Origin of the sequence: Ruegeria meonggei (genome assembly GCF_042768335.1) — a bacterium.
Lineage (GTDB): Bacteria > Pseudomonadota > Alphaproteobacteria > Rhodobacterales > Rhodobacteraceae > Ruegeria > Ruegeria meonggei.
Map to the genome: position 1 here is coordinate 2,983,194 of NZ_JAXHBT010000001.1, position 19,320 is coordinate 3,002,513.

A 19,320-nucleotide genomic window follows, 5' to 3' on the forward strand; every position below is an offset into this window, starting at 1 on the left:
ATTCCCCGTAAACACACCTCTGCAGTATCCCGGATAAATTGTTTTTTGTTGATTTTATATTTAACATGTGGGTTAAATAATGACACAAGGAGGTTCCCATGCCCGTATCCCTGCCCAACGAATCCGCAGAATACCGCACGGCCCGCAACGCGCTGCTGGCGGCCGAAGCCGATCTGAGATCCCGAGTAGAACAGGTGGCAGCACTGCGCCGGACACTGCCCAATGGTGGCAAGGTGCCGCAGGATTATGCGTTCCGCAGCCCCGAGAATGAGATTTACCCTATTTCCTCACTGTTTGGGTCCCATGACACATTGGCGATCTATTCTTTGATGTATGGTCCAGACGCGACCCAGCCCTGCCCGATGTGTTCCGCTTTTTTGGATGGTATGAACGGTCAGGTCGCGCATATCGGTCAAAAGATCTCGATTGCCGTTGTCGCCGAGAATACGCCCGAAAAGCTGGCACAGTTGAAACGACAAATGGGCTGGTCGGATCTGCCGCTTTTTTCGGCGCTCGGCACCGGGTATCAAAGCGACTACCTTGCGCAGTCTGAGGGTGGCGATCAGTTACCTATCCTCAATGTATTCCGGCGCGATCAGGGCGGCATCCACCATTTCTGGGCGTCCGAACTGTTCTTTGAACCCAGTGACTGGCACCCCCGGCATGTGGATGCCGCTTGGCCCCTGTGGAATATTCTGGACCTGACACCGCAGGGCCGTGGCGACTTTTTCCCAACACTGCGCTGAACCTAAAATGAAAACGGCGGCCGGATGGGCCGCCGTTTCTGATTTGAGGTGGAACACCTCAGTACCGGTAATGCTCGGGCTTGTAAGGACCTTCCGGTGCTACACCGATATAGGCGGCCTGGTCATTGTCCATCTTGGTCAGCTTCACGCCGATCCGGTCCAGATGCAGGCGGGCCACTTTCTCGTCCAGATGCTTGGGCAGGATGTAGACCTTGTTCTCGTACTGGTCACCCTTGGTAAACAGCTCGATCTGCGCCAGCACCTGGTTGGTGAAGGATGCCGACATCACAAACGACGGGTGGCCGGTGGCATTGCCGAGGTTCAGCAGACGACCTTCGGACAACAGGATGATGCGATTGCCCGAGGGCAGCTCGATCATATCGACCTGTTCCTTGATGTTGGTCCATTTGTGGTTCTTCAGGCTGGCCACTTGGATTTCGTTGTCGAAGTGACCGATATTGCCGACGATGGCCATGTCCTTCATCGCGCGCATATGCTCGATCCGGATCACGTCCTTGTTGCCGGTGGTGGTGATGAAGATATCCGCGCTAGCAACTTCGTCTTCCAGCAGCGTCACTTCAAACCCGTCCATTGCCGCCTGAAGCGCGCAGATCGGGTCGACCTCGGTCACCTTCACGCGGGCACCTGCCCCGCGCAGGGACGCGGCCGAACCTTTGCCCACGTCGCCATAGCCGCAGACCACGGCAACCTTACCGGCCATCATGGTGTCGGTGGCGCGGCGGATGCCGTCGACCAGCAATTCCTTACAGCCGTATTTGTTGTCGAATTTCGACTTGGTGACGCTGTCGTTGACGTTGATTGCCGGGAACGGCAGTTGGCCGTCATTCACCAGCTGATACAGGCGGTTCACGCCCGTCGTTGTTTCCTCGGACACGCCCTGAATCTGGTCGCGCATCTTGGTGAACCAGCCGGGCGAGGCCGCCAGACGCTTGGCGATCTGCTTCTTGATCACCTCTTCCTCTTCCGAGCCCGGCACAGGGATGATATCTTCACCCGCTTCGGCGCGCGCGCCCAGCAGGATATACAAGGTCGCGTCGCCGCCATCGTCCAGGATCAAGTTGGGGCCGTCCGCAAACATAAAGGACTTGTCCAGGTAGTCCCAATGCTCTTCCAGCGTCTGACCTTTGATGGCAAAGACCGGAACACCCGCTTCGGCAATCGCCGCCGCAGCATGGTCCTGGGTCGAGAAAATGTTGCACGACGCCCAGCGCACATCTGCGCCCAGTGCGACCAGCGTTTCGATCAGCACGGCAGTCTGGATGGTCATATGCAACGAGCCGACGATGCGGGCACCGCTCAGCGGCTTGCTTGCACCGTATTCGGTGCGCAGCGCCATAAGGCCCGGCATTTCGGTGTCGGCGATATCCAGTTCCTTGCGGCCAAACCCGGCCAGCGAAATGTCTTTGACGATATAGTCCCCGGCCATCAGGTGCTCCATTCCGGTAAATCACAGTCCCGGCTGCCCCTAGCATCACTTGGGGTCGGTAGCAACTTGGATGACCGTAAACAGATGTTCCGCCACTTAAATCAGCTGGGTTGACCCTTTGGTTCAATCTTCGGGATCGCTTCAAAAAAATCTGTGCCAACGGCGACAATACAACTAATGCCGTTCGCGCGGGTCACCAGAACAGTATAGCTTCCGGTTTCCTTCGAGGTCCAAACCTCCATGACAGCCTGTGCCCCACGCGTTTTCTGCAATCCGCCAAAGACCAGCTCTTCTGAATAGCTGCCTTGTAGCTTGGCGATCACATCTTCGCGCTCAGCACAACTTTGGGCAAAAGCGGGGGGGGCGGTGGCGGCCATTCCAAAGGCCAGAGAAATTCCAAACAGTCGCTTAAACATAGCGGGCTCCTTTCGATACGGGTTACGTTCCGAGAGGGGCACACTGGGAGGAGCATGCGCCCCCCTCAGCACAAATGTCGGTATCAACAGGTGTCGATGCAAAGCACGAATGCTCAAGAAAAAGTTGGCAGCTGTTGATATCGACAGGTACATCATAGCACAAAAACGCGAAACTTACGTGTTCGACTTCACAAGGCATGGCATAATGGCAACACAAGCAAGAGCATGGCAGAGGATGCTGTCGGGGCGCAGGCTGGACTTGCTGGACCCGACTCCGGTGGACATCGAAATCGAAGATATCGCCCACGGACTGGCCTTTGTGGCGCGCTGGAACGGCCAGACGGCGGGCGATTTCGCCTATTCCGTGGCCGAGCATTCCCTGCTGGTCGAAGAGCTTTTTGGCCGCATCGCGCCCAAAGCACCGATGAAATGGCGGCTGGCGGCCCTGTTACACGACGCCCCCGAATATGTGATCGGAGATATGATCTCTCCGGTAAAATCCGCCGTCGGCCCCGGTTACGGCGCGCTGGATGACCGGCTGACGGCTGCAATCCACATCCGGTTCGGCCTGCCCGCAGCGGTTCCTGCGACAGTAAAACGACAGATCAAAAAGGCCGACAAGATCAGCGCCTGGATGGAGGCCACACAGATTGCCGGGTTTTCCGACGGTGAGGCCACCAAGTTCTTTGGCCGCCCGGACATGTCGGTGATGGAAGGGCTGGAGATCCGGTTACGCCCGCCGGTTGAGGTGCGGCGGGCGTTTACCGACCGGCATCAGGTGCTATTAGCCCAGCTCTAACCAAACACGTAAAAGCACAGCTTGTTGCCATCCAGATCGCGGGCATAGGCCCCGTAAAAGCGATCCGGGACACGTTGGCCGGGCTCGCCCTCGTCGGTGGCACCAAGGCTGATGGCCTTGTCGTACAGGGCCTTAGCTTCATCCTTCGAGGCCGCCGAAAAGGCAATCATATTGCCGTTCCCAACCGCGCACTCATCTCCGTCATACGGTGTGCAAACAGCCAACATCGGTGCCGCAGGATCATTGCCGATAAAGACAATGCGCCCGGCATTGATCACAACTTTGGCACCCTTGTCAGAGAACAGGTTTGTATAAAAATCTGTCGCACGCTTCAAATCTGAAACGCCGATCGTCACATATCCGATCATGGGTCTATCCTGTTTTTTAGTGGGTTTAGATTTGACCCCGACACTCAGGCATACCCTGGCAAGTATCAAGTCACTAAACTGTTAGGCTGGGCAGGTGTAGGACCACCAACGAAAACTAAGGCCAGCCACTAACCGATTCCATCATTGGCAACCTGGACAAGGCGGTGATAGAGGGGTCAGAGATCAGACTTAAACCACCGGTTTTTGTAGGGCGGGCGCCTATGGATCGACACGTGGCGCTGATAGGCTTACTTTAGCAATTGGTGTTGATCCAATGTCCGTTCTGAGCCCAAACCGGTCCTTCACCGCACTTTGAGGCTTCGCTCGTGCAGCATGTCGAGATCTGCGAAAATAGGACATTCAGCACCGGATTGAAAATGGCTGATGAGCGGAAAATGCGGTCGGTCACATTGAAGCGAAATTTTCTCAGGGCTTCGGTTTTGGCTGGACGTAGCGAATGAAGAGGCTGTTGCCCTGTCTCTTTGTTTCGAAGTCTTTGATCGCGGCTACAAGATCGCTCAGTTTCGACTTTCCGTAAGTCCGAGCGTCGAAATCGGGATGCGCAGCGACTACAGACTGCCCTAGTTGTCCTAGGTGAAACCACTCGTCATCCTGTTGGATGCGAGCCATAGCATCTAGGAGTAACTTTGCAGCTTTTTGCGGCTGCTCCTTTGCCGAAGCCGATTTCTTAGCTTCATCTTCATCCGCTAAAAGGTTTTCGATAAAAATAAATCGGTTACACACGTTCCTAAGTGGTTCCGGAGTTTTTTTCTCTCCAATGCCAATTACCATTAAGCCATCCTCTCTGAGACGATTGGCTAAACTGGTAAAATCACTGTCAGAAGATACCAAAACAAAGCCGTCGAACCGACCTCCATGTAAGATGTCCATCGCATCAATCACTAGACCAATATCGGAAGCGTTCTTACCTGAGATATTTGCGGTCTGCTGGTGTGCAACAAGGCCCAGTGTCAGGATTTTCTCCGACCAGCTTTTCAGCCGACCGCTAGTCCAGTCGCCATAAACTCGTCTAAGTGCGGGCTCACCGATTGAAGCGACCTCCTTGAGGATTGCTTCCGCAAATTTGGCTGGCACGTTATCGGCATCAATCAGTGTAGCCAATAGCGGTTGAGAACGTTCGGTCATTTGGCCAGCACCATATCTTTTGCCATATAGTATTAACTTGTCTCTGCTTATCGAATTGCCGACGCGAAGACCAGAATACTTAAGAAACAGAAATCTAGAGGATAAGAAGAGACCACTCTGGGCTCACAGCAGACCTTCACTGCGGAGGGCATCGGTTGGAGGTAAGAGCCCATAGCAACATATACTTCAAAAAAGAGAATGTCGGCTTTTAAGCGCACCCCAATTTTCGTATGCGCAGAACAACCTGACCTAATTTTTGGAACATTTGATGTGTAACGCACTTGCTCTCTTGGGGCTGATAATTCTTTTAGTGTTTGGAGACGTTGCATCTGCTGAAGAAGTATATGTCACCGCGAACGGCGAAAGGGTGAACGCCCTCGACGTTTTTCAAGACTGTGATGTTTGCCCAGAAATGATCGTTCTACCGCTGGGTGAGATTCAAATGGGCACAACGGTCCGAGAGGCGAATGCTGCGCAGTTAAGCGGATATTTAACCATAAATACCTATTTAACCACGAAACTCGACCCATCTGACTACGAATTGAAGCTCAGACAGTCCTTTACCAACCTTGGCATCGATCCAGATCGACCTGAAGAGGGTCTAAGACAATATTATGCAAGTGGAAACGTCGTCCAACAGGATGACCCCCAGTATTCTGTCAATCCGTTTCTGCACGAAGTACCCCGCCATCTGGTTACTATTGATCTGCCTATCGCTATGGGACGCAACGAAGTTACGCGCGAAGAATGGGCTGCTTGCGTTGAAGACGGTGGCTGCGAGATGGGACAAAAGGACCTTCCGCGCTATAAATACTCTTCGTGTGAGAGCGCCGTGGATTGTACTCTAAATCCAGATACACGCGTTAGGTTTCGCCTTCCCAAGGGACCACATGCAACCCATCCACGCAGCCCAATGACTGGCATGACTTATTGTGAGATGCTTGATTACACGTCGTGGCTCAACAAAAAGGTGGGGGCAAATGTCTACAGGGTTCCGACCGAAGCGGAATGGGAATACGCAGCACGGGCTGGCACAACAACTAGGTATGCGCAAGGCGACACTCTGACATTAGAACAGGCCAACTTTCTAAACTACCGCTTCGAAGATGTGGATGGTGAACGTGTTTGGAAACTTGATTTTGGAAGTGCCAGAGAACTTTTGCCGGTAGACAATCTCAATGCTGCAAATGATTGGGGGCTCCGGCATATGTCCGGTAACGCCGGTGAATTCACAAGTTCTTGCGGAGAAGGACCGCATCGCGGTTTAGAAACGTCCAGTCAATACTTGGCAGTAGATACAGACCGTCCCGATTGTAAGCGTTCGATAAAGGGAGGTGCGTATGCCGGACATGCAGAGTTAGCAAGACCCGCCCGACGCGTTGCCATATCAAGTGATTACTGGGCGCCAGCGGTTGGGTTTCGTGTCGTCCGCGATTTAACCCCGGAGCAATAAAACTGCCTTTGGAGACGCCCGATACAGTGTCCGCTTTGTTCGCAAAGCCGACATAGGATGTGTCTTCTAAAGGCAATCAGAGTTCTGAACAAAACCCAATAAAATTTCGCTATCGCGGGCTGCGTTTCGCCAGTATCCGCTGCAACGTCCGGCGGTGCATGTTCAGACGCCGTGCAGTCTCGGACACGTTGCGGTCGCACAGCTCATAAATCCGCTGGATATGTTCCCAACGTACGCGATCCGCGCTCATGGGGTTTTCCGGCGGTGGGGGCAGTTCGTCGCCTTTGGCCAGCAGGGCGTTGGTGATGTCAGTGGCATCCGCGGGTTTGGACAGGTAGTCGGTCGCGCCGATCTTGACTGCAGCCACGGCCGTGGCAATGGCACCGTATCCGGTTAGAACCACAACCCGGCTGTCGGGGCGCTTTTCGCGCAGCACTTCGACCACATCCAGGCCGTTGCCGTCCTCAAGCCGCAGATCCACAACCGCAAAAGCGGGCGGGCGGGCGGTGGAGATAGCGCGGCCTGCAGCGACAGATCCTGCGGTTTCAACCTCGAACCCGCGTTTCTCCATGGCCTTGGCCAAACGTCTCAGAAACGGCTCGTCGTCATCCACCAAAAGCAGGGATTTATCAGGTCCGATATCAAGCTGAGAACTGTCTGCCATAGTTAGGTCTTTCCGCTATTTCATGCCTTTGGCTTAAACATGAGTAATAGCAGCGCCATTTCAAACGTCAAACCGATGTGATCGCGCCTAGATCTTGTCCAGGAAACACCCGACCTTGTCCGCCATCTGTTCCGAGGTGTCATTGCGGTCAAAGAATTCAATGAACCCCTCTTGCGGCGTCACCAGATAAGTAAAGGTCGAATGGTCGACCAGATAGAATTCGTCGTTGCTGTCATGGGCTTTGTAATAGGTCTTGTAAGCCTGGCTGGCGGCCTTGACCTGCGCGGGCGAGCCGGTCAGCGCGATGGTCTTGCCACCGAGATTGAAAGCATAGTCAGCCATCACCTCGGGCGTGTCGCGTTTGGGGTCGATCGAGATGAACAGAGGCGTCACTGATTGGCCACGCTCCGCCAGAATATCCACCGCCTCGGCATTGCGGGACATGTCAAAGGGGCAGACATCGGGACAGAAGGAATATCCGAAGTATACCAGCGTCGGTTCGGTGATCACATCGGTGTCCGTCACAGTCTCACCCGCGCCATTGATCAGTTCGAACGGCCCGCCAATTGCGGCGGTGCCCCCCGCGATCGTGCTAGAGCGGCACTGCGCGAACTGATCGTCCGAGCCCGCACCGCGTGTCAGCAGCCACATGGCCCCAAGGCCGATGGCCAGAACAACAGTTGCAAGGACGGCGTAAAGGCGGATCATGACATCTATCCTGCGATAAGAGGGGTTGTTGATCGTTTCGGCCGGGACACCTATCAAGATGATCAGCCGATGCAACAGGACATAGTCGAACGATGGCAGATTCCAACGTCACATTATGGCGCAGTCAGGAACACAGCAGCTGGATCCGGCTGCGCACGCTGATTTTGTTGCGTTGGGTGGCCATCATCGGCCAGATCACCGCCATCACCGTCGCGCAGCAGACCTATCACATTCAGCTGGATGCCACGCTGTGCTATCTGGCAATTGGTGTGTCGGTCATGGGCAACCTGACCGCGATCCTTCTGTTTCCGCGCAACAAACGCCTGACCGAGTTTGAGAACTTCCTGATGGTGTTGTTTGACCTGCTGCAACTGGCCATCCTGTTGTACCTGACCGGCGGCCTGAACAACCCGTTTGCTTTGTTGCTTTTGGGGCCAGTGACAATCTCGGCCAATGTGATGAGCACACGTTCGACCCTGATTGTGGGGGGCGTCGCGGTTATTCTGACCTCATTGCTGGCGAAGTTTCACTTGCCGCTGCGCACCGAATCCGGCCTGATCCTGCAGACCCCGGAATTGCTGGTGTTCGGTAACTGGGCCGCGGTTGTCATCGCCATCATTTTCATCGGTGCCTACTCTCACCGTGTCAGTTCCGAAGTCCGATCCATGTCCGAAGCGCTGGCAGCTACTCACATGGCGCTGGCGCGCGAACAGAAGCTGACTGATCTGGGCGGCGTTGTGGCCGCGGCCGCACATGAATTGGGCACCCCGTTGGCCACGATCAAGCTGACCAGCGCCGAGCTGATCGAGGAACTGGATGACTGGCCCGATCTGAAAGAAGACGCCGCCTTGATCCGCGAGCAAGCCAACCGGTGCCGCGATATTCTGCGCGACATGGGTCGGGCCGGCAAAGACGATCTGCACTTGCGGCAGGCCCCGCTGTCCTCGGTCGTGCATGAGGCCGCCGAGCCGCACATCCATCGCGGCAAATCCGTGCATTTTGCGGAAGGTCCGGCAGTTGACGGCGATGTGCAGCAACCCTCGATCCTGCGAAAACCCGAGATCATCCACGGCCTGCGCAACCTGATCCAGAACGCGGTGGATTTTGCCCGTGCCAATGTCTGGGTCGAGGCCGAATGGACCCCTGAAGTAATTACCATCTTCATCATGGATGACGGGCGCGGGTATCCGTCGCAGATGATTGGCCGGATCGGGGATCCGTTCATGCGGCATCGGCGGGTGGAAACCGAACGGCGGACACGCCCAGAATATGAGGGTATGGGTCTGGGCCTGTTCATCGCCAAGACCTTGCTGGAACGCAGCGGTGCCGAACTGAACTTTGCAAATGGCTCGGACCCGTACCAAACCCTGTCCAGCCATCAGGATCGCCTCGGCGCAATTGTGCAGGTGTCGTGGCCGCGCAACCTGGTGGATGCGCAACTCGGCGACACCGCGGTTCTCTCCGGTGCAAATCAGCGGATCCAGATCTGAATTAAGACCCCGTTAACCATTCCGGCCCATAGTCCGTCTTTGTGGTTTCAGTACCGGAGAACACATGGTCGACTGGATCATTTTGACCGCTATAAGCCTGGTGTCCGCCAGCCTGGCAGTGCAATGGCTTTTACCCCGTCAAAGGCAGCGTGGCGACAATTTCGGATTGTCCTCACCCGCATCCCTGTTCGATGCGGTGTTTCTGTTTGATGGCGACCGTCTGATCAGCCATTCGGATATCGCGCTGGAAGGGTTTGAATCTGTCCGCGACTGGCAGGATCTGCACCGCCTTTTGCACCGCGATTTCCCGACCTTTCCCGAAACACCCGAGCGTATTCGTAGCGAAGGGTATCTGGTCATTCCCGCCATCGACTGCACCGTTGAACGCGATGTTCTGTGTGAATGGATCGACGGGATCGTGCGGGTACAACTGCGCGAAAGCACGGATTGCCCGCCTCAAGGCCAGCGCGACGCCAACGACCCGATCCGCCTGGCGATGGAACAGGCGCCCTATCCTGTTTGGCTGCTGGATCACCAAAACGAAGTGCGCTGGTGCAATGCCGCCTATGTCTCGCTGGTGCGCAAGGTCCGGGATCAGGATACCGATCTGACTGCACCGCTGTTTCCCGTTGCGGATGACGACACGCGGCTGAGTGCAAAAACCCGCGTGTCGATTTCCTCTGACGGCAGCGACAACAGGCTCTGGTTTGACCTGACCGTGGTTGATCACCCCGAAGGGCATCTGTGTTATGCGGTAGATATTCATGCCATCGTCGCGGCGGAAACCGCCCAGCGTAAATTCGTTCAGACCATGACAAAGACCTTTGCCCAGCTGTCCATCGGACTGGCCATCTTTGACCGCAACCGGCAGTTGGCGCTGTTCAACCCAGCCTTGATCGACCTGACCACCCTGCCGCCGGATTTCCTGAGCTGTCGCCCCAGCCTGTCCAGTTTTTTTGACCGCTTACGCGATCAGCACATGATGCCGGAACCCAAGAATTACCGCAGCTGGCGCAGTCAGATGAACGATCTGCTTGAGGCGGCCGAAGACGGCAATTATCAGGAAACATGGTCGCTGCCTTCTGGCTCGGTCTATTCGGTCAGCGGTCGCCCGCACCCGGACGGGGCCGTCGCCTATCTGTTCGAAGACATCACAGCCGAGATTACGCTGACCCGCCGCTTCCGCTCGGAAATGGACCTGATGCAATCGGTTCTGGACAAGCTGGCCGATGCGATTGCGGTCTTTGGCGATGACGGCACGCTGGCCCTCACCAATCTGGCCTACCAAAAGCTGTGGGGCGATACGGGTGAGGCCGGGTTTGAACAGGATTCCGTTCTGGATGTGACGCGGTCGTGGCAGGAACATTGTGCAGCCACGCCAATTCTGGGCGAAATCCGCGACTTTGTGAAAACGCGCGACAATCGTGCCGAATGGTCGGGTAAGCTGCGGATGCGAAACAGCGCCGATCTGACCTGCACCGTCAGCCCAATGCAAAACGGTGCAACGATTGTACGTTTTGCGGTGGATGAACATATGTTGGCACAACAACCGTTGCACCAAATCAGCGCCTGAACCGGGTTGCAGCCGACCAAGCGCGCAGTCATTGTGGCGCCATGACGTTGAATGCCCACTCGATCACCTTGAATTCACCGGAAGAAACAGCCGCTTTTGCCGCCCGGCTGGGTGCAAGTCTGCGTCCCGGTGACATATTGTTGCTGGAAGGTCAGATCGGCAGCGGCAAAACCCATTTTGCCCGCAGCCTGATCCAGTCTGTGATGAATACCCCCGAGGATGTCCCCTCACCCACCTTCACCCTGGTGCAGGCTTATGACACAAAGGTCGGTGAGATCTGGCATTGCGACCTCTACCGCCTGAGCGCCGTGGAGGAAATTGAGGAACTGGGCCTGATCGAGGCGTTCGACACCGCCATTTGTCTGGTCGAATGGCCTGATAAGTTGGGCCCCCTGACGCCTGATACCGCCCTGCAGGTTACCGTGGAAACAGACTCTAATAATGAGGATACGAGGCAATTGACCTTATCCTGGTCCGACCCAAAATGGCCCGCACGACTGGAGAGCGCCGCATGACTAACCGGGCTGTGCTGGCCGAAGCGCTGATCGCACACACACAATGGTCCAACGCTACCCGCGCGTCGCTGGCGGGGGACGCTTCGAACCGCCGGTACGAACGGCTGACCGATCCGGATACAGGACGCACGGCGGTGTTGATGGATTCCCCTCCGGGCAAGGCAGAACCGGTTGAGGCGTTTGTGCGGATGGCCAACTATTTGCGGTCCCTTGGCCTTAGCGCGCCTGAAATCTACGCCGAGGATACGCATTATGGCTTCCTTCTGCTCGAAGATCTGGGCGACGATCTGTTCGCCCGCATCCTGACGCAAACCCCCGAGATGGAGCGCGACCTGTACGAGGCCGCAACGGACGTTTTGATCACGCTTTACAATGCGCCAACCCTGTCGCTGCAATCCTATGACCCTACCCTGATGACCGAGCTGGCGGCGCTGGCTTTTTCCAAATACGCGCACGGTGTTCTGGGCCAGCATGATCCGGATGCCTGCGAGCGGTTCGAACATCGGTTCTCGGACATTTTGCATCGGGAAACATCCGGTACCAAGGTGGTGATCCAGCGGGATTACCACGCCGAAAACATGATCTGGCTGCCAGATCGCCAGGGAGTTCAACGGGTCGGTCTGCTGGATTTTCAAACGGCGATGCTGGGCCACCCCGCCTATGATCTTGTTTCGATGCTGCAGGATGTCCGCCGTGACGTGGCCCCGGGAACCGAAATGCGGATGGTCAACCGGTACATCACTGAGACAGGTGTGAATGACCACGATTTCCGCACCGCCTATGCCGTGTTGGGCGCGCAGAGGAATCTGCGAATTCTGGGTGTCTTCGCCCGTTTGGCCACCGAATACGGCAAGCCGCACTATGTCGATCTGATCCCCGCCACATGGGCACATCTGATGCGTGATCTAGAACACCCGGCCCTGGCCACCATCGCTGATCTGGTGCGGCAATCCCTGCCCGCGCCCACAACGGAAAATTTGGACAGGCTCAGACAGGCATGACCCAGGACCCTTACGCTGTCATGTTGTTTGCCGCCGGGTTTGGCACCCGCATGGGCGATCTTACCAAAGACCGGCCCAAGCCTTTGATCCAGGTCGCGGGCCGTGCCTTGATTGACCACGCGCTAGATCTGGTTGACGATCTGCGCCCTGACTGTGTGGTGGCCAATCTGCACTATCTGCCCGATCAGCTTGAGTTACATCTGACCCCCAGAGATGTCCTGTTTTCGAAAGAACAGCCAGAGATTCTGGAAACTGGCGGCGGATTGCGGGCGGCACTGCCTCTGCTGGGGTCGAGTCCGGTGTTTACCCTGAATACCGATGCGATTTGGTCGGGACCAAACCCCCTGACCCTTTTGCGCGACGCGTGGGACCCCACGCGGATGGATGCGCTGTTGATGTGTGTTCCAACCGCCCAGACAATTGGGCATGGCGGTCCCGGCGATTTCACTGCTGGTGCAGAGGGCCGGATCTCCCGCGGGCCCGGTCTGGTCTATGGCGGCGCGCAAATTGTGAAAACCGAGGGGTTAAATGCGTTTCCGGAAAGAGCGTTTTCCCTGAACCTGTTATGGGATCAGATGCACAAGCAGGACCGGCTATATGCGCTGTCGTATCCCGGTCGCTGGTGCGATGTTGGCCGCCCGGAAGGTATTGCTCTGGCCGAAGGGTTGATTGCCGATGTTTGACCCCAGCCCCACGCCTCGCGTCTTTGCTGTTCCCCCCGGCGCGGATTTCCCCAAAGCGCTGGTAGAGGGGCTAAGGGCCCGCAACGCTGCTTTTCCACCCGAGGCACTGGCGCGGGTCCAGCTGGTCGTCAATACTCGCCGCATGGACCGCCGTGTGCGCGAACTTTTTGATCAGGGCCCAGCCTGCCTGTTGCCGCGGCTTTCGCTAGTCACCGATTTAGGCGAGAGCGCTGATCTGGCGCAGGTCCCACCTGCCATTCCTCCGCTGCGCCGCAGACTGGAACTGACGCAGTTGGTCGCCAAACTGTTAGAGCAGCAGCCGGATTTGGCCGCACGGTCTTCGCTGTTTGATCTGTCCGACAGTCTGGCGGCACTGATTGACGAAATGCAAGGAGAAGGCGTTTCACCGGATGCGATCCGGCACCTGGATGTCAGCGACATGTCCGGCCACTGGGCGCGGGCGCAGGACTTCATCGGTATTGCCGATCAATTCATCGATGCTGGCGCCGATACGCTGGACGCCCAAGTCCGGCAACGGCAGGTGGTTAAGACTTTGATTGCACGCTGGCAGATCGCACCGCCGCAGCATCCGGTAATCCTGGCCGGATCCACGGGATCTCGCGGAACAACCTTGATGCTGATGAAGGCCGTGGCCCGTCTGCCGCAAGGCGCGTTAATCCTGCCCGGCTATGATTTCGACCAACCGGACCATGTTTGGCACAGGCTGGATGACGCTTTGACATCCGAGGATCATCCGCAATTCCGGTTCCGCAAGCTGATGACCGAGCTTGAGATACAGCCGGACCAAATCAAGCGCTGGACCGACGACGAACCGCCCTCGCCCGCCCGTAATCGTTTGATTTCCCTAACCTTACGCCCTGCCCCTATCACCGACGCCTGGATGTCCGAAGGTCCGCAACTGACCGATCTGGACGCGGCAACCAAAGACCTGACACTGGTCGAGGCACAATCCCCCCGGGCCGAAGCACTGGCGATAGCTCTGCGCTTGCGTCAGGCCGCCGAAACCGGCCAGACAGCGGCGCTGATCACACCCGACAGGATGCTGACCCGTCAGGTCAGCGCTGCACTGGATCGATGGGACATCCTGCCCGATGACAGCGCCGGCTTACCGTTGCAACTGTCTCCGCCCGGACGATTTCTGCGTCATGTGGCGGGCCTGTTCGCACGGCGGCTAGAGGGCGAGGCGCTGTTGACACTGCTCAAGCATCCGCTCTGTCATGATGGTGGTGATCGCGGCGCGCACCTGTTGCACACCCGCGATCTGGAGTTGGATTTGCGGCGACATGGCCCACCGTTTCCGGACAGGCCCAGCCTGACGGGTTTTGCCATCCGCAAAGAAGTGCCCGAGGCTTGGATGAACTGGCTTGCCGCGCAGTTCTGCGATCAGCAGGTGACAGGCGAATTGCACCTGTCTGACTGGGTCGCACGCCTGCGCAACCTGGCCGAGGCTATTTCAGCAGGAAATACAGGTGAAACTGGAACGCTGTGGGATAAGAACGCCGGTCAAAAGGCGCTGGCGGTTCTGACCGCTCTAGAAATGGAAGCACAACATGGCGGGTCGATGACTGCCCATGACTTCGCCGATCTTCTGGGTGCGCTTTTGGCGGGTGAAGAGGTCCGCGATCGGGACGCGCCACACCCGTATATCATGATCTGGGGCACACTTGAGGCCCGTGTTCAAGGGGCCGATCTGCTGATCCTTGGCGGCCTGAACGAAGGCAGCTGGCCCGAGGCCGCAGCACCGGACCCCTGGCTGAACCGCCAGATGCGCGACAAGGCTGGGTTGTTGCTGCCCGAACGTCGGATCGGGCTGTCGGCGCATGATTTTCAGCAGGCCGTTGGCGCGCCCGAGGTCTGGCTGACCCGTGCAACCCGCTCTGACGATGCTGAAACCGTGCCATCGCGCTGGCTGAACCGGCTAACGAACCTTTTGCTGGGCTTGCCGGGGCAGGGTGGCCCCGCGGCTTTGACAGACATGAGCACGCGCGGCGATCAATGGCTACGCTGGTCCGAACAGCTGGAAGCCGCGCCCAAGATCACTGCCGCACCGCGACCGTCACCGCGCCCTCCGGTTGCTGCGCGCCCGCGCCGCCTGAGCGTGACCGAGATCAAGCGTCTGATCCGCGATCCCTATGCGATCTATGCCAAGCATGTGCTGCGTCTGAGGCCGCTGGACCCGTTGGTACAGGCCCCCGACGCCTTGCTGCGCGGCATTGTCATCCACGAGATCCTTGAACACTTCGTCAAAGACAGCGTTCTTGACACTGCGTTGTTGACCCGAGAAAATTTTCTGAAGCGCGCTGAAACCCTTTTGGATCAACATGTTGCCTGGCCCACGGCTCGCAAGTTGTGGCTGGCACGTCTGGAACGGATCGCCGATGACTTTCTACACGCCGAGGCAGCTCGGCGCGGTGACGGTGGGCCAGTGGCATTTGAGGCCGCGATGAAGCTGGTTCTGACCCCGCTGGATTTCACCATTGCAGGTCGCGCTGACCGGATTGACCGCAACAGTCGCGGCGCGTTGCGGATTGTGGATTACAAAACGGGCGCACCACCAACTGAAAGCCAGCAGAGCAAGTTTGACAAACAGCTGTTGATCGAGGCAGCGATGGCCGAACAAGGCGGTATCGATGGGATGGACCCCATGTCCGTGGCCGAAGCTGTCTTCATCGGCATGGGTGGCACCTACAAGGAAGTCGCAGCCCCCCTGACCAAGGAACCGCCTGACAAGGTTCTGGCTGAGTTGAAAGAGCTAGTTTCAGCTTATTTAGAGCCTAATCAGGGTTTTACGTCCCGCCGGATGCTGCACAAGGACACCGATATTGGCGACTATGACCATCTGGCCCGGTTCGGAGAATGGGACCGCACTGGTGAAACAACCCCCGAGGATCTGAAATGAGCGCCCGCAACGACGCAACCGAGCGGCAGGTGCAGGCGGCGCGGCCCGATGCCTCGACCTGGTTGGCGGCCAATGCGGGGTCGGGCAAGACAAGAGTGCTGACAGACCGGGTGGCGCGTTTGCTGCTGGACGGCGTGCAGCCGCAACACATCCTGTGCCTGACCTATACCAAGGCCGCGGCCAGCGAGATGCAAAACCGGCTGTTCGACCGCCTTGGTGAATGGGCCATGCGAGAAGACGCAAGCCTACTGACGCAACTGACCGAACTGGGCGTACCGGGCACCATCGATCCGGGCAGGCTGGCGCAAGCTCGCACCCTTTTTGCTCGCGCGATAGAAACGCCCGGCGGGTTGAAGATTCAGACCATCCACTCTTTCTGCGCCTCGCTGCTGCGGCGCTTTCCGTTGGAAGCTGGGGTCAGCCCGCAGTTTTCCGAAATGGAGGACCGCGCCGCAGCCCTGTTGCGTGACGAGATCGTCGAGGATTTTGCCGATGGACCCCAGGCTGCGTTGATCGAAGATGTCGCCCGGTTTGTCACCGACACCGGGTTCGACAAGTTGACCACGGCAGTCACACAAAAACGAAATTTGTTTGCGCAAGCTTTGACGTGGCCTGACCTTCTACAGCGGTTTGGCTTGCCCGAGGGGTTCGACGAGGACAAACTGCTGGCGCGGGTGTTTCTGGGCGGAGAGATTGACCTGATCCGCTCGATCCTGCCAGCGTTGACCGAAAGTGGCGGCAACAATGCCAAGGCGGCCGGTAAGCTCGACATGTTTACTGAGGGCCGGATTGGCTACTTACCTATGTTGGAAAGCGTGTTTCTGACCGGAAAGTCAGCCAAAGACCCGTTTACCGCCAAGATCAACAGCTTTCCCACCAAGGCCCTGCGAGACGGGGCGCTGGCCGGGCAGATGCCGCAGCTGGAAGCCTTCATGCTGCGGATCGAAGCCGCGCGCGAGCAACGGCTGGCGTTGGTGGCCGCGCGTAAAACCCATGTCCTGCACCGCTTTGCTGCTGCGTTCCTACCGGAATATGAGCGGCGCAAGCAGCTGCACGGCTGGTTGGATTTCGACGATCTGATCCTGCGTGCACGACAGGTTCTGAACGACCCCGCGGTGGCTGAGTGGGTCTTGTACCGTCTTGACGGCGGCATCGACCACATTCTGGTCGATGAGGCGCAGGATACCAGCCCGGATCAGTGGGATGTGGTCGAGAAACTGGCACAGGAATTCACCAGCGGGGAAGGGGCCCGATCAGGGGTTGAGCGCACGATTTTTGTGGTCGGGGACAAGAAACAGTCGATCTATTCTTTCCAGGGCGCTGACCCGCAAGCCTTTGACCGGATGCAGGCCGAGTTTGGACAGAAGCTGGCGGAATCAGGCTCTAAACTGTGGGATTCCACGCTGGAATATTCATTCCGGTCCTCCAGCGCGATTCTGTCTTTGGTCGACGTACTGTTTGAGAACCGCACTGAAGCCGGGTTCCACAAAGAAAGCCAGCACCGCGCGTTTAAGGCCGATCTGCCGGGACGGGTGGATTTGTGGCCTGTGGTCGAAAAGGTCGAGGATCAGGAGGATGGCGTTTGGACCGACCCGGTCGATCGCCCCGGCGCACGCCACCACACCGTCATTCTGGCAGAACAGGTGGCCCGGTCAATCAAGGCCATGATCGAAGCCGGGGAAACCATCCCTGAAGATGGCCAAACGCCGGGCGCCATTGTGCGGCGCAAAGTTGAGCCGGGGGACTTCCTGATCCTCGTGCAGCGTCGGTCGGATCTGTTTGCCGAGATCATCCGCGCCTGCAAGGCAGAAGGGTTGCCCATCGCCGGGGCTGACCGGTTAAAAGTGGGTGCGGAACTTGCCGTCAAGGACTTGGCCGCACTGCTCAGCTTTTTGGCCACGCCCGAAGACAGCCTGTCGCTGGCCACGGTGTTGAAATCCCCTCTGTTTGGTTGGAGCGAGCAGCAGCTGTTTGATCTCGCCCATCGCCGGGACGAACAGTTCCTGTGGGCCGCGCTGCGCCATCGGGCTGAGGATTTTCCTGAAACGCTGGATATATTGAACGATCTGCGCGGCCGGATCGACTTTCTTCGCCCCTACGACCTGATCGAACGCATACTGACTCGCCATGATGGGCGGCGGAAACTGTTGGGGCGTTTGGGGGCCGAGGCCGAAGACGGGATCAACGCATTGCTGTCTCAGGCGTTGGCCTATGAACGTACTGATATTCCCAGCCTGACCGGATTCCTGGTCTGGATGCAAACCGACGATCTGGAAATCAAACGACAGATGAGCGGTGTTGGCAACATGATCCGGGTGATGACGGTACATGGCTCAAAGGGGTTAGAAGCTCCGATCGTGATCCTGCCAGACACCGGCAAACGACAGGCCCCGCGTGATGCCGAGATCATGGTGGGCGCGGACACACCGCTGTGGAAGGTGCCCGCAGATGCCTCTCCGGCCCTGATTGCGCAGGCGCGGCAAGAGGCGCGGTCGCGGGAAGAGAACGAACGCCTCAGATTGTTGTATGTGGCCCTAACACGGGCCGAAAAGTGGTTGATCGTCGCGGCGGCAGGGGATGTCGGCAAGGACGGAACCAGTTGGTACCAGATGGTTGAGGCCGCAATGACCGGTGTCGGGGCCACGCGGTTACCGGGTTCGGAAACCATGCGGCTTTCCCATGGGTCCTGGGATGAATTGCCGATGACTGAGCGCACCGAAACCGTGGTGCCGGACACAGGTTTGCCGCTATGCTTCCGATCACCGGCCACGCCGCCAGACCCGGGCCCAGACACGCTCAGCCCGTCTGATTTGGGGGGTGCAAAAGCACTGCCCGGCGATTCCGGTCAGGATGAAGACGCCGCGAAACGCCGCGGAACGCATCTGCACCTGTTGTTGGAACATCTGCCATCCGTCACTCAGGAAAAATGGCCGCAGCTCTGCGCCAGGGTTCTACCTGATATGCAGGAAACTGAACGGCAAGAGTTGCTGGACGAGGTCTGCCAGGTGCTGAAAGCGCCCCATCTGCAATCGGTTTTTGCAGCTGATGCATTGGCCGAAGTTCCGGTGACAGCTGACCTGAACGGGCGGCGTTTGCACGGGGTCATCGACCGGTTGATTGTTCATGATGATCAGGTACAGGTGATTGATTTCAAATCCAATACTACAGTCCCGGATACCCCGCTCACGGTCCCCGAGGGTCTGCTGCGTCAGATGGGGGCCTATGCGCACGCGCTGTCATTGGTCTATCCCGATCGCGACATCCAAACCGCGATCCTGTGGACCCGCACGGCCGAGTTAATGTGGCTGCCACACGATCTTGTAACAGACGCATTGGCCCTCACCTAGATATCTTGACGTTGGAATACCCGACACCTAGGTTCAGTGACCAA

General features: G+C 57.6%; 16 protein-coding genes. 10 read left to right on the forward strand and 6 right to left on the reverse strand.

Annotated features, from left to right (window positions below; all coding sequences use genetic code 11):
* The first annotated feature begins 98 nt into the window (after positions 1–98).
* Positions 99–746: a DUF899 family protein gene (locus SJY13_RS14730; protein ID WP_377191822.1), complete on the forward strand. Its 648-nt coding sequence runs from the start codon at positions 99–101 to the stop codon at positions 744–746.
* A 58-nt stretch (positions 747–804) separates the two neighbouring features.
* On the opposite strand, the gene ahcY is transcribed toward SJY13_RS14730, so the two are convergent.
* The gene (gene ahcY, locus SJY13_RS14735) at positions 805–2,193 is read right to left on the reverse strand and encodes an adenosylhomocysteinase (protein WP_377193663.1); all 1,389 of its coding nucleotides are present in this window, start codon (positions 2,191–2,193) and stop codon (positions 805–807) included.
* Between the two features lie 101 nt (positions 2,194–2,294).
* Positions 2,295–2,609, reverse strand: coding sequence for a hypothetical protein (locus SJY13_RS14740; protein WP_377191824.1), 315 nt, complete (start codon positions 2,607–2,609; stop codon positions 2,295–2,297).
* Positions 2,610–2,814: 205 nt separating this feature from the next.
* Here SJY13_RS14740 and SJY13_RS14745 point away from each other — a divergent pair, with 205 nt between their 5' ends.
* Positions 2,815–3,408, forward strand: a complete 594-nt coding sequence (locus SJY13_RS14745; protein ID WP_377193665.1) for an HD domain-containing protein — start codon at positions 2,815–2,817, stop codon at positions 3,406–3,408.
* Here SJY13_RS14745 and SJY13_RS14750 read toward each other — a convergent pair.
* Complete coding sequence (locus SJY13_RS14750; RefSeq protein ID WP_377191826.1) at positions 3,405–3,776, reverse strand: VOC family protein; 372 nt, start codon at positions 3,774–3,776, stop codon at positions 3,405–3,407. The genes SJY13_RS14745 and SJY13_RS14750 overlap by 4 nt on opposite strands.
* Before the next feature lie 426 nt (positions 3,777–4,202).
* A complete protein-coding gene (locus SJY13_RS14755; protein ID WP_377191828.1) occupies positions 4,203–4,922 on the reverse strand; it encodes an NYN domain-containing protein in 720 nt (239 codons plus the stop codon).
* A 268-nt stretch (positions 4,923–5,190) separates the two neighbouring features.
* On the opposite strand from SJY13_RS14755, the gene SJY13_RS14760 reads away from it, so the two are divergent.
* Entirely contained in the window at positions 5,191–6,375 is a 1,185-nt protein-coding gene (locus SJY13_RS14760; protein ID WP_377191830.1) for a formylglycine-generating enzyme family protein, read from the forward strand.
* A 109-nt stretch (positions 6,376–6,484) separates the two neighbouring features.
* On the opposite strand, the gene SJY13_RS14765 is transcribed toward SJY13_RS14760, so the two are convergent.
* Positions 6,485–7,039 carry an ActR/PrrA/RegA family redox response regulator transcription factor gene (locus SJY13_RS14765; protein ID WP_377191832.1) on the reverse strand — a complete coding sequence of 185 codons (555 nt, stop codon included), beginning with the start codon at positions 7,037–7,039 and terminating at the stop codon, positions 6,485–6,487.
* A gap of 87 nt (positions 7,040–7,126) precedes the next feature.
* The gene (locus tag SJY13_RS14770) at positions 7,127–7,747 is read right to left on the reverse strand and encodes an SCO family protein (RefSeq protein ID WP_377191834.1); all 621 of its coding nucleotides are present in this window, start codon (positions 7,745–7,747) and stop codon (positions 7,127–7,129) included.
* A 92-nt stretch (positions 7,748–7,839) separates the two neighbouring features.
* Here SJY13_RS14770 and regB point away from each other — a divergent pair, with 92 nt between their 5' ends.
* The 7 genes from regB to addA all read left to right on the forward strand — a co-directional run bounded on the left by regB (position 7,840) and on the right by addA (position 19,276).
* Positions 7,840–9,237: a sensor histidine kinase RegB gene (gene regB / locus SJY13_RS14775; RefSeq protein ID WP_377191836.1), complete on the forward strand. Its 1,398-nt coding sequence runs from the start codon at positions 7,840–7,842 to the stop codon at positions 9,235–9,237.
* 64 nt (positions 9,238–9,301) lie between these two features.
* Positions 9,302–10,810 carry a PAS-domain containing protein gene (locus SJY13_RS14780; protein WP_377191838.1) on the forward strand — a complete coding sequence of 503 codons (1,509 nt, stop codon included), beginning with the start codon at positions 9,302–9,304 and terminating at the stop codon, positions 10,808–10,810.
* A gap of 41 nt (positions 10,811–10,851) precedes the next feature.
* Positions 10,852–11,325: a tRNA (adenosine(37)-N6)-threonylcarbamoyltransferase complex ATPase subunit type 1 TsaE gene (tsaE, locus tag SJY13_RS14785; protein ID WP_377191840.1), complete on the forward strand. Its 474-nt coding sequence runs from the start codon at positions 10,852–10,854 to the stop codon at positions 11,323–11,325.
* Positions 11,322–12,326 (forward strand): aminoglycoside phosphotransferase family protein, encoded by a 1,005-nt coding sequence (locus SJY13_RS14790; RefSeq protein ID WP_377193667.1) that lies wholly within the window; start codon positions 11,322–11,324, stop codon positions 12,324–12,326. Before tsaE ends, SJY13_RS14790 begins: the two co-directional genes overlap by 4 nt.
* Positions 12,323–13,009: a nucleotidyltransferase family protein gene (locus tag SJY13_RS14795; protein WP_377191842.1), complete on the forward strand. Its 687-nt coding sequence runs from the start codon at positions 12,323–12,325 to the stop codon at positions 13,007–13,009. Before SJY13_RS14790 ends, SJY13_RS14795 begins: the two co-directional genes overlap by 4 nt.
* The gene (addB, locus tag SJY13_RS14800) at positions 13,002–15,929 is read left to right on the forward strand and encodes a double-strand break repair protein AddB (RefSeq protein WP_377191844.1); all 2,928 of its coding nucleotides are present in this window, start codon (positions 13,002–13,004) and stop codon (positions 15,927–15,929) included. Before SJY13_RS14795 ends, addB begins: the two co-directional genes overlap by 8 nt.
* Positions 15,926–19,276 carry a double-strand break repair helicase AddA gene (addA, locus tag SJY13_RS14805; protein ID WP_377191846.1) on the forward strand — a complete coding sequence of 1,117 codons (3,351 nt, stop codon included), beginning with the start codon at positions 15,926–15,928 and terminating at the stop codon, positions 19,274–19,276. Before addB ends, addA begins: the two co-directional genes overlap by 4 nt.
* Positions 19,277–19,320: the final 44 nt, after the last annotated feature.

What these genes read in the sequence shown, in the direction of transcription:
- addB (WP_377191844.1), top strand. Translation starts at nt 13,002, where the DNA reads ATGTTTGACCCCAGCCCCACGCCTCGCGTCTTTGCTGTTCCCCCCGGC.
- SJY13_RS14740 (WP_377191824.1), bottom strand. Translation starts at nt 2,609, where the DNA reads ATGTTTAAGCGACTGTTTGGAATTTCTCTGGCCTTTGGAATGGCCGCC.
- SJY13_RS14780 (WP_377191838.1), top strand. Translation starts at nt 9,302, where the DNA reads ATGGTCGACTGGATCATTTTGACCGCTATAAGCCTGGTGTCCGCCAGC.
- SJY13_RS14795 (WP_377191842.1), top strand. Translation starts at nt 12,323, where the DNA reads ATGACCCAGGACCCTTACGCTGTCATGTTGTTTGCCGCCGGGTTTGGC.
- SJY13_RS14770 (WP_377191834.1), bottom strand. Translation starts at nt 7,747, where the DNA reads ATGATCCGCCTTTACGCCGTCCTTGCAACTGTTGTTCTGGCCATCGGC.
- ahcY (WP_377193663.1), bottom strand. Translation starts at nt 2,193, where the DNA reads ATGGCCGGGGACTATATCGTCAAAGACATTTCGCTGGCCGGGTTTGGC.
- regB (WP_377191836.1), top strand. Translation starts at nt 7,840, where the DNA reads ATGGCAGATTCCAACGTCACATTATGGCGCAGTCAGGAACACAGCAGC.
- SJY13_RS14765 (WP_377191832.1), bottom strand. Translation starts at nt 7,039, where the DNA reads ATGGCAGACAGTTCTCAGCTTGATATCGGACCTGATAAATCCCTGCTT.
- SJY13_RS14730 (WP_377191822.1), top strand. Translation starts at nt 99, where the DNA reads ATGCCCGTATCCCTGCCCAACGAATCCGCAGAATACCGCACGGCCCGC.
- SJY13_RS14790 (WP_377193667.1), top strand. Translation starts at nt 11,322, where the DNA reads ATGACTAACCGGGCTGTGCTGGCCGAAGCGCTGATCGCACACACACAA.
- tsaE (WP_377191840.1), top strand. Translation starts at nt 10,852, where the DNA reads ATGACGTTGAATGCCCACTCGATCACCTTGAATTCACCGGAAGAAACA.
- SJY13_RS14755 (WP_377191828.1), bottom strand. Translation starts at nt 4,922, where the DNA reads ATGACCGAACGTTCTCAACCGCTATTGGCTACACTGATTGATGCCGAT.
- SJY13_RS14760 (WP_377191830.1), top strand. Translation starts at nt 5,191, where the DNA reads ATGTGTAACGCACTTGCTCTCTTGGGGCTGATAATTCTTTTAGTGTTT.
- addA (WP_377191846.1), top strand. Translation starts at nt 15,926, where the DNA reads ATGAGCGCCCGCAACGACGCAACCGAGCGGCAGGTGCAGGCGGCGCGG.
- SJY13_RS14750 (WP_377191826.1), bottom strand. Translation starts at nt 3,776, where the DNA reads ATGATCGGATATGTGACGATCGGCGTTTCAGATTTGAAGCGTGCGACA.
- SJY13_RS14745 (WP_377193665.1), top strand. Translation starts at nt 2,815, where the DNA reads ATGGCAACACAAGCAAGAGCATGGCAGAGGATGCTGTCGGGGCGCAGG.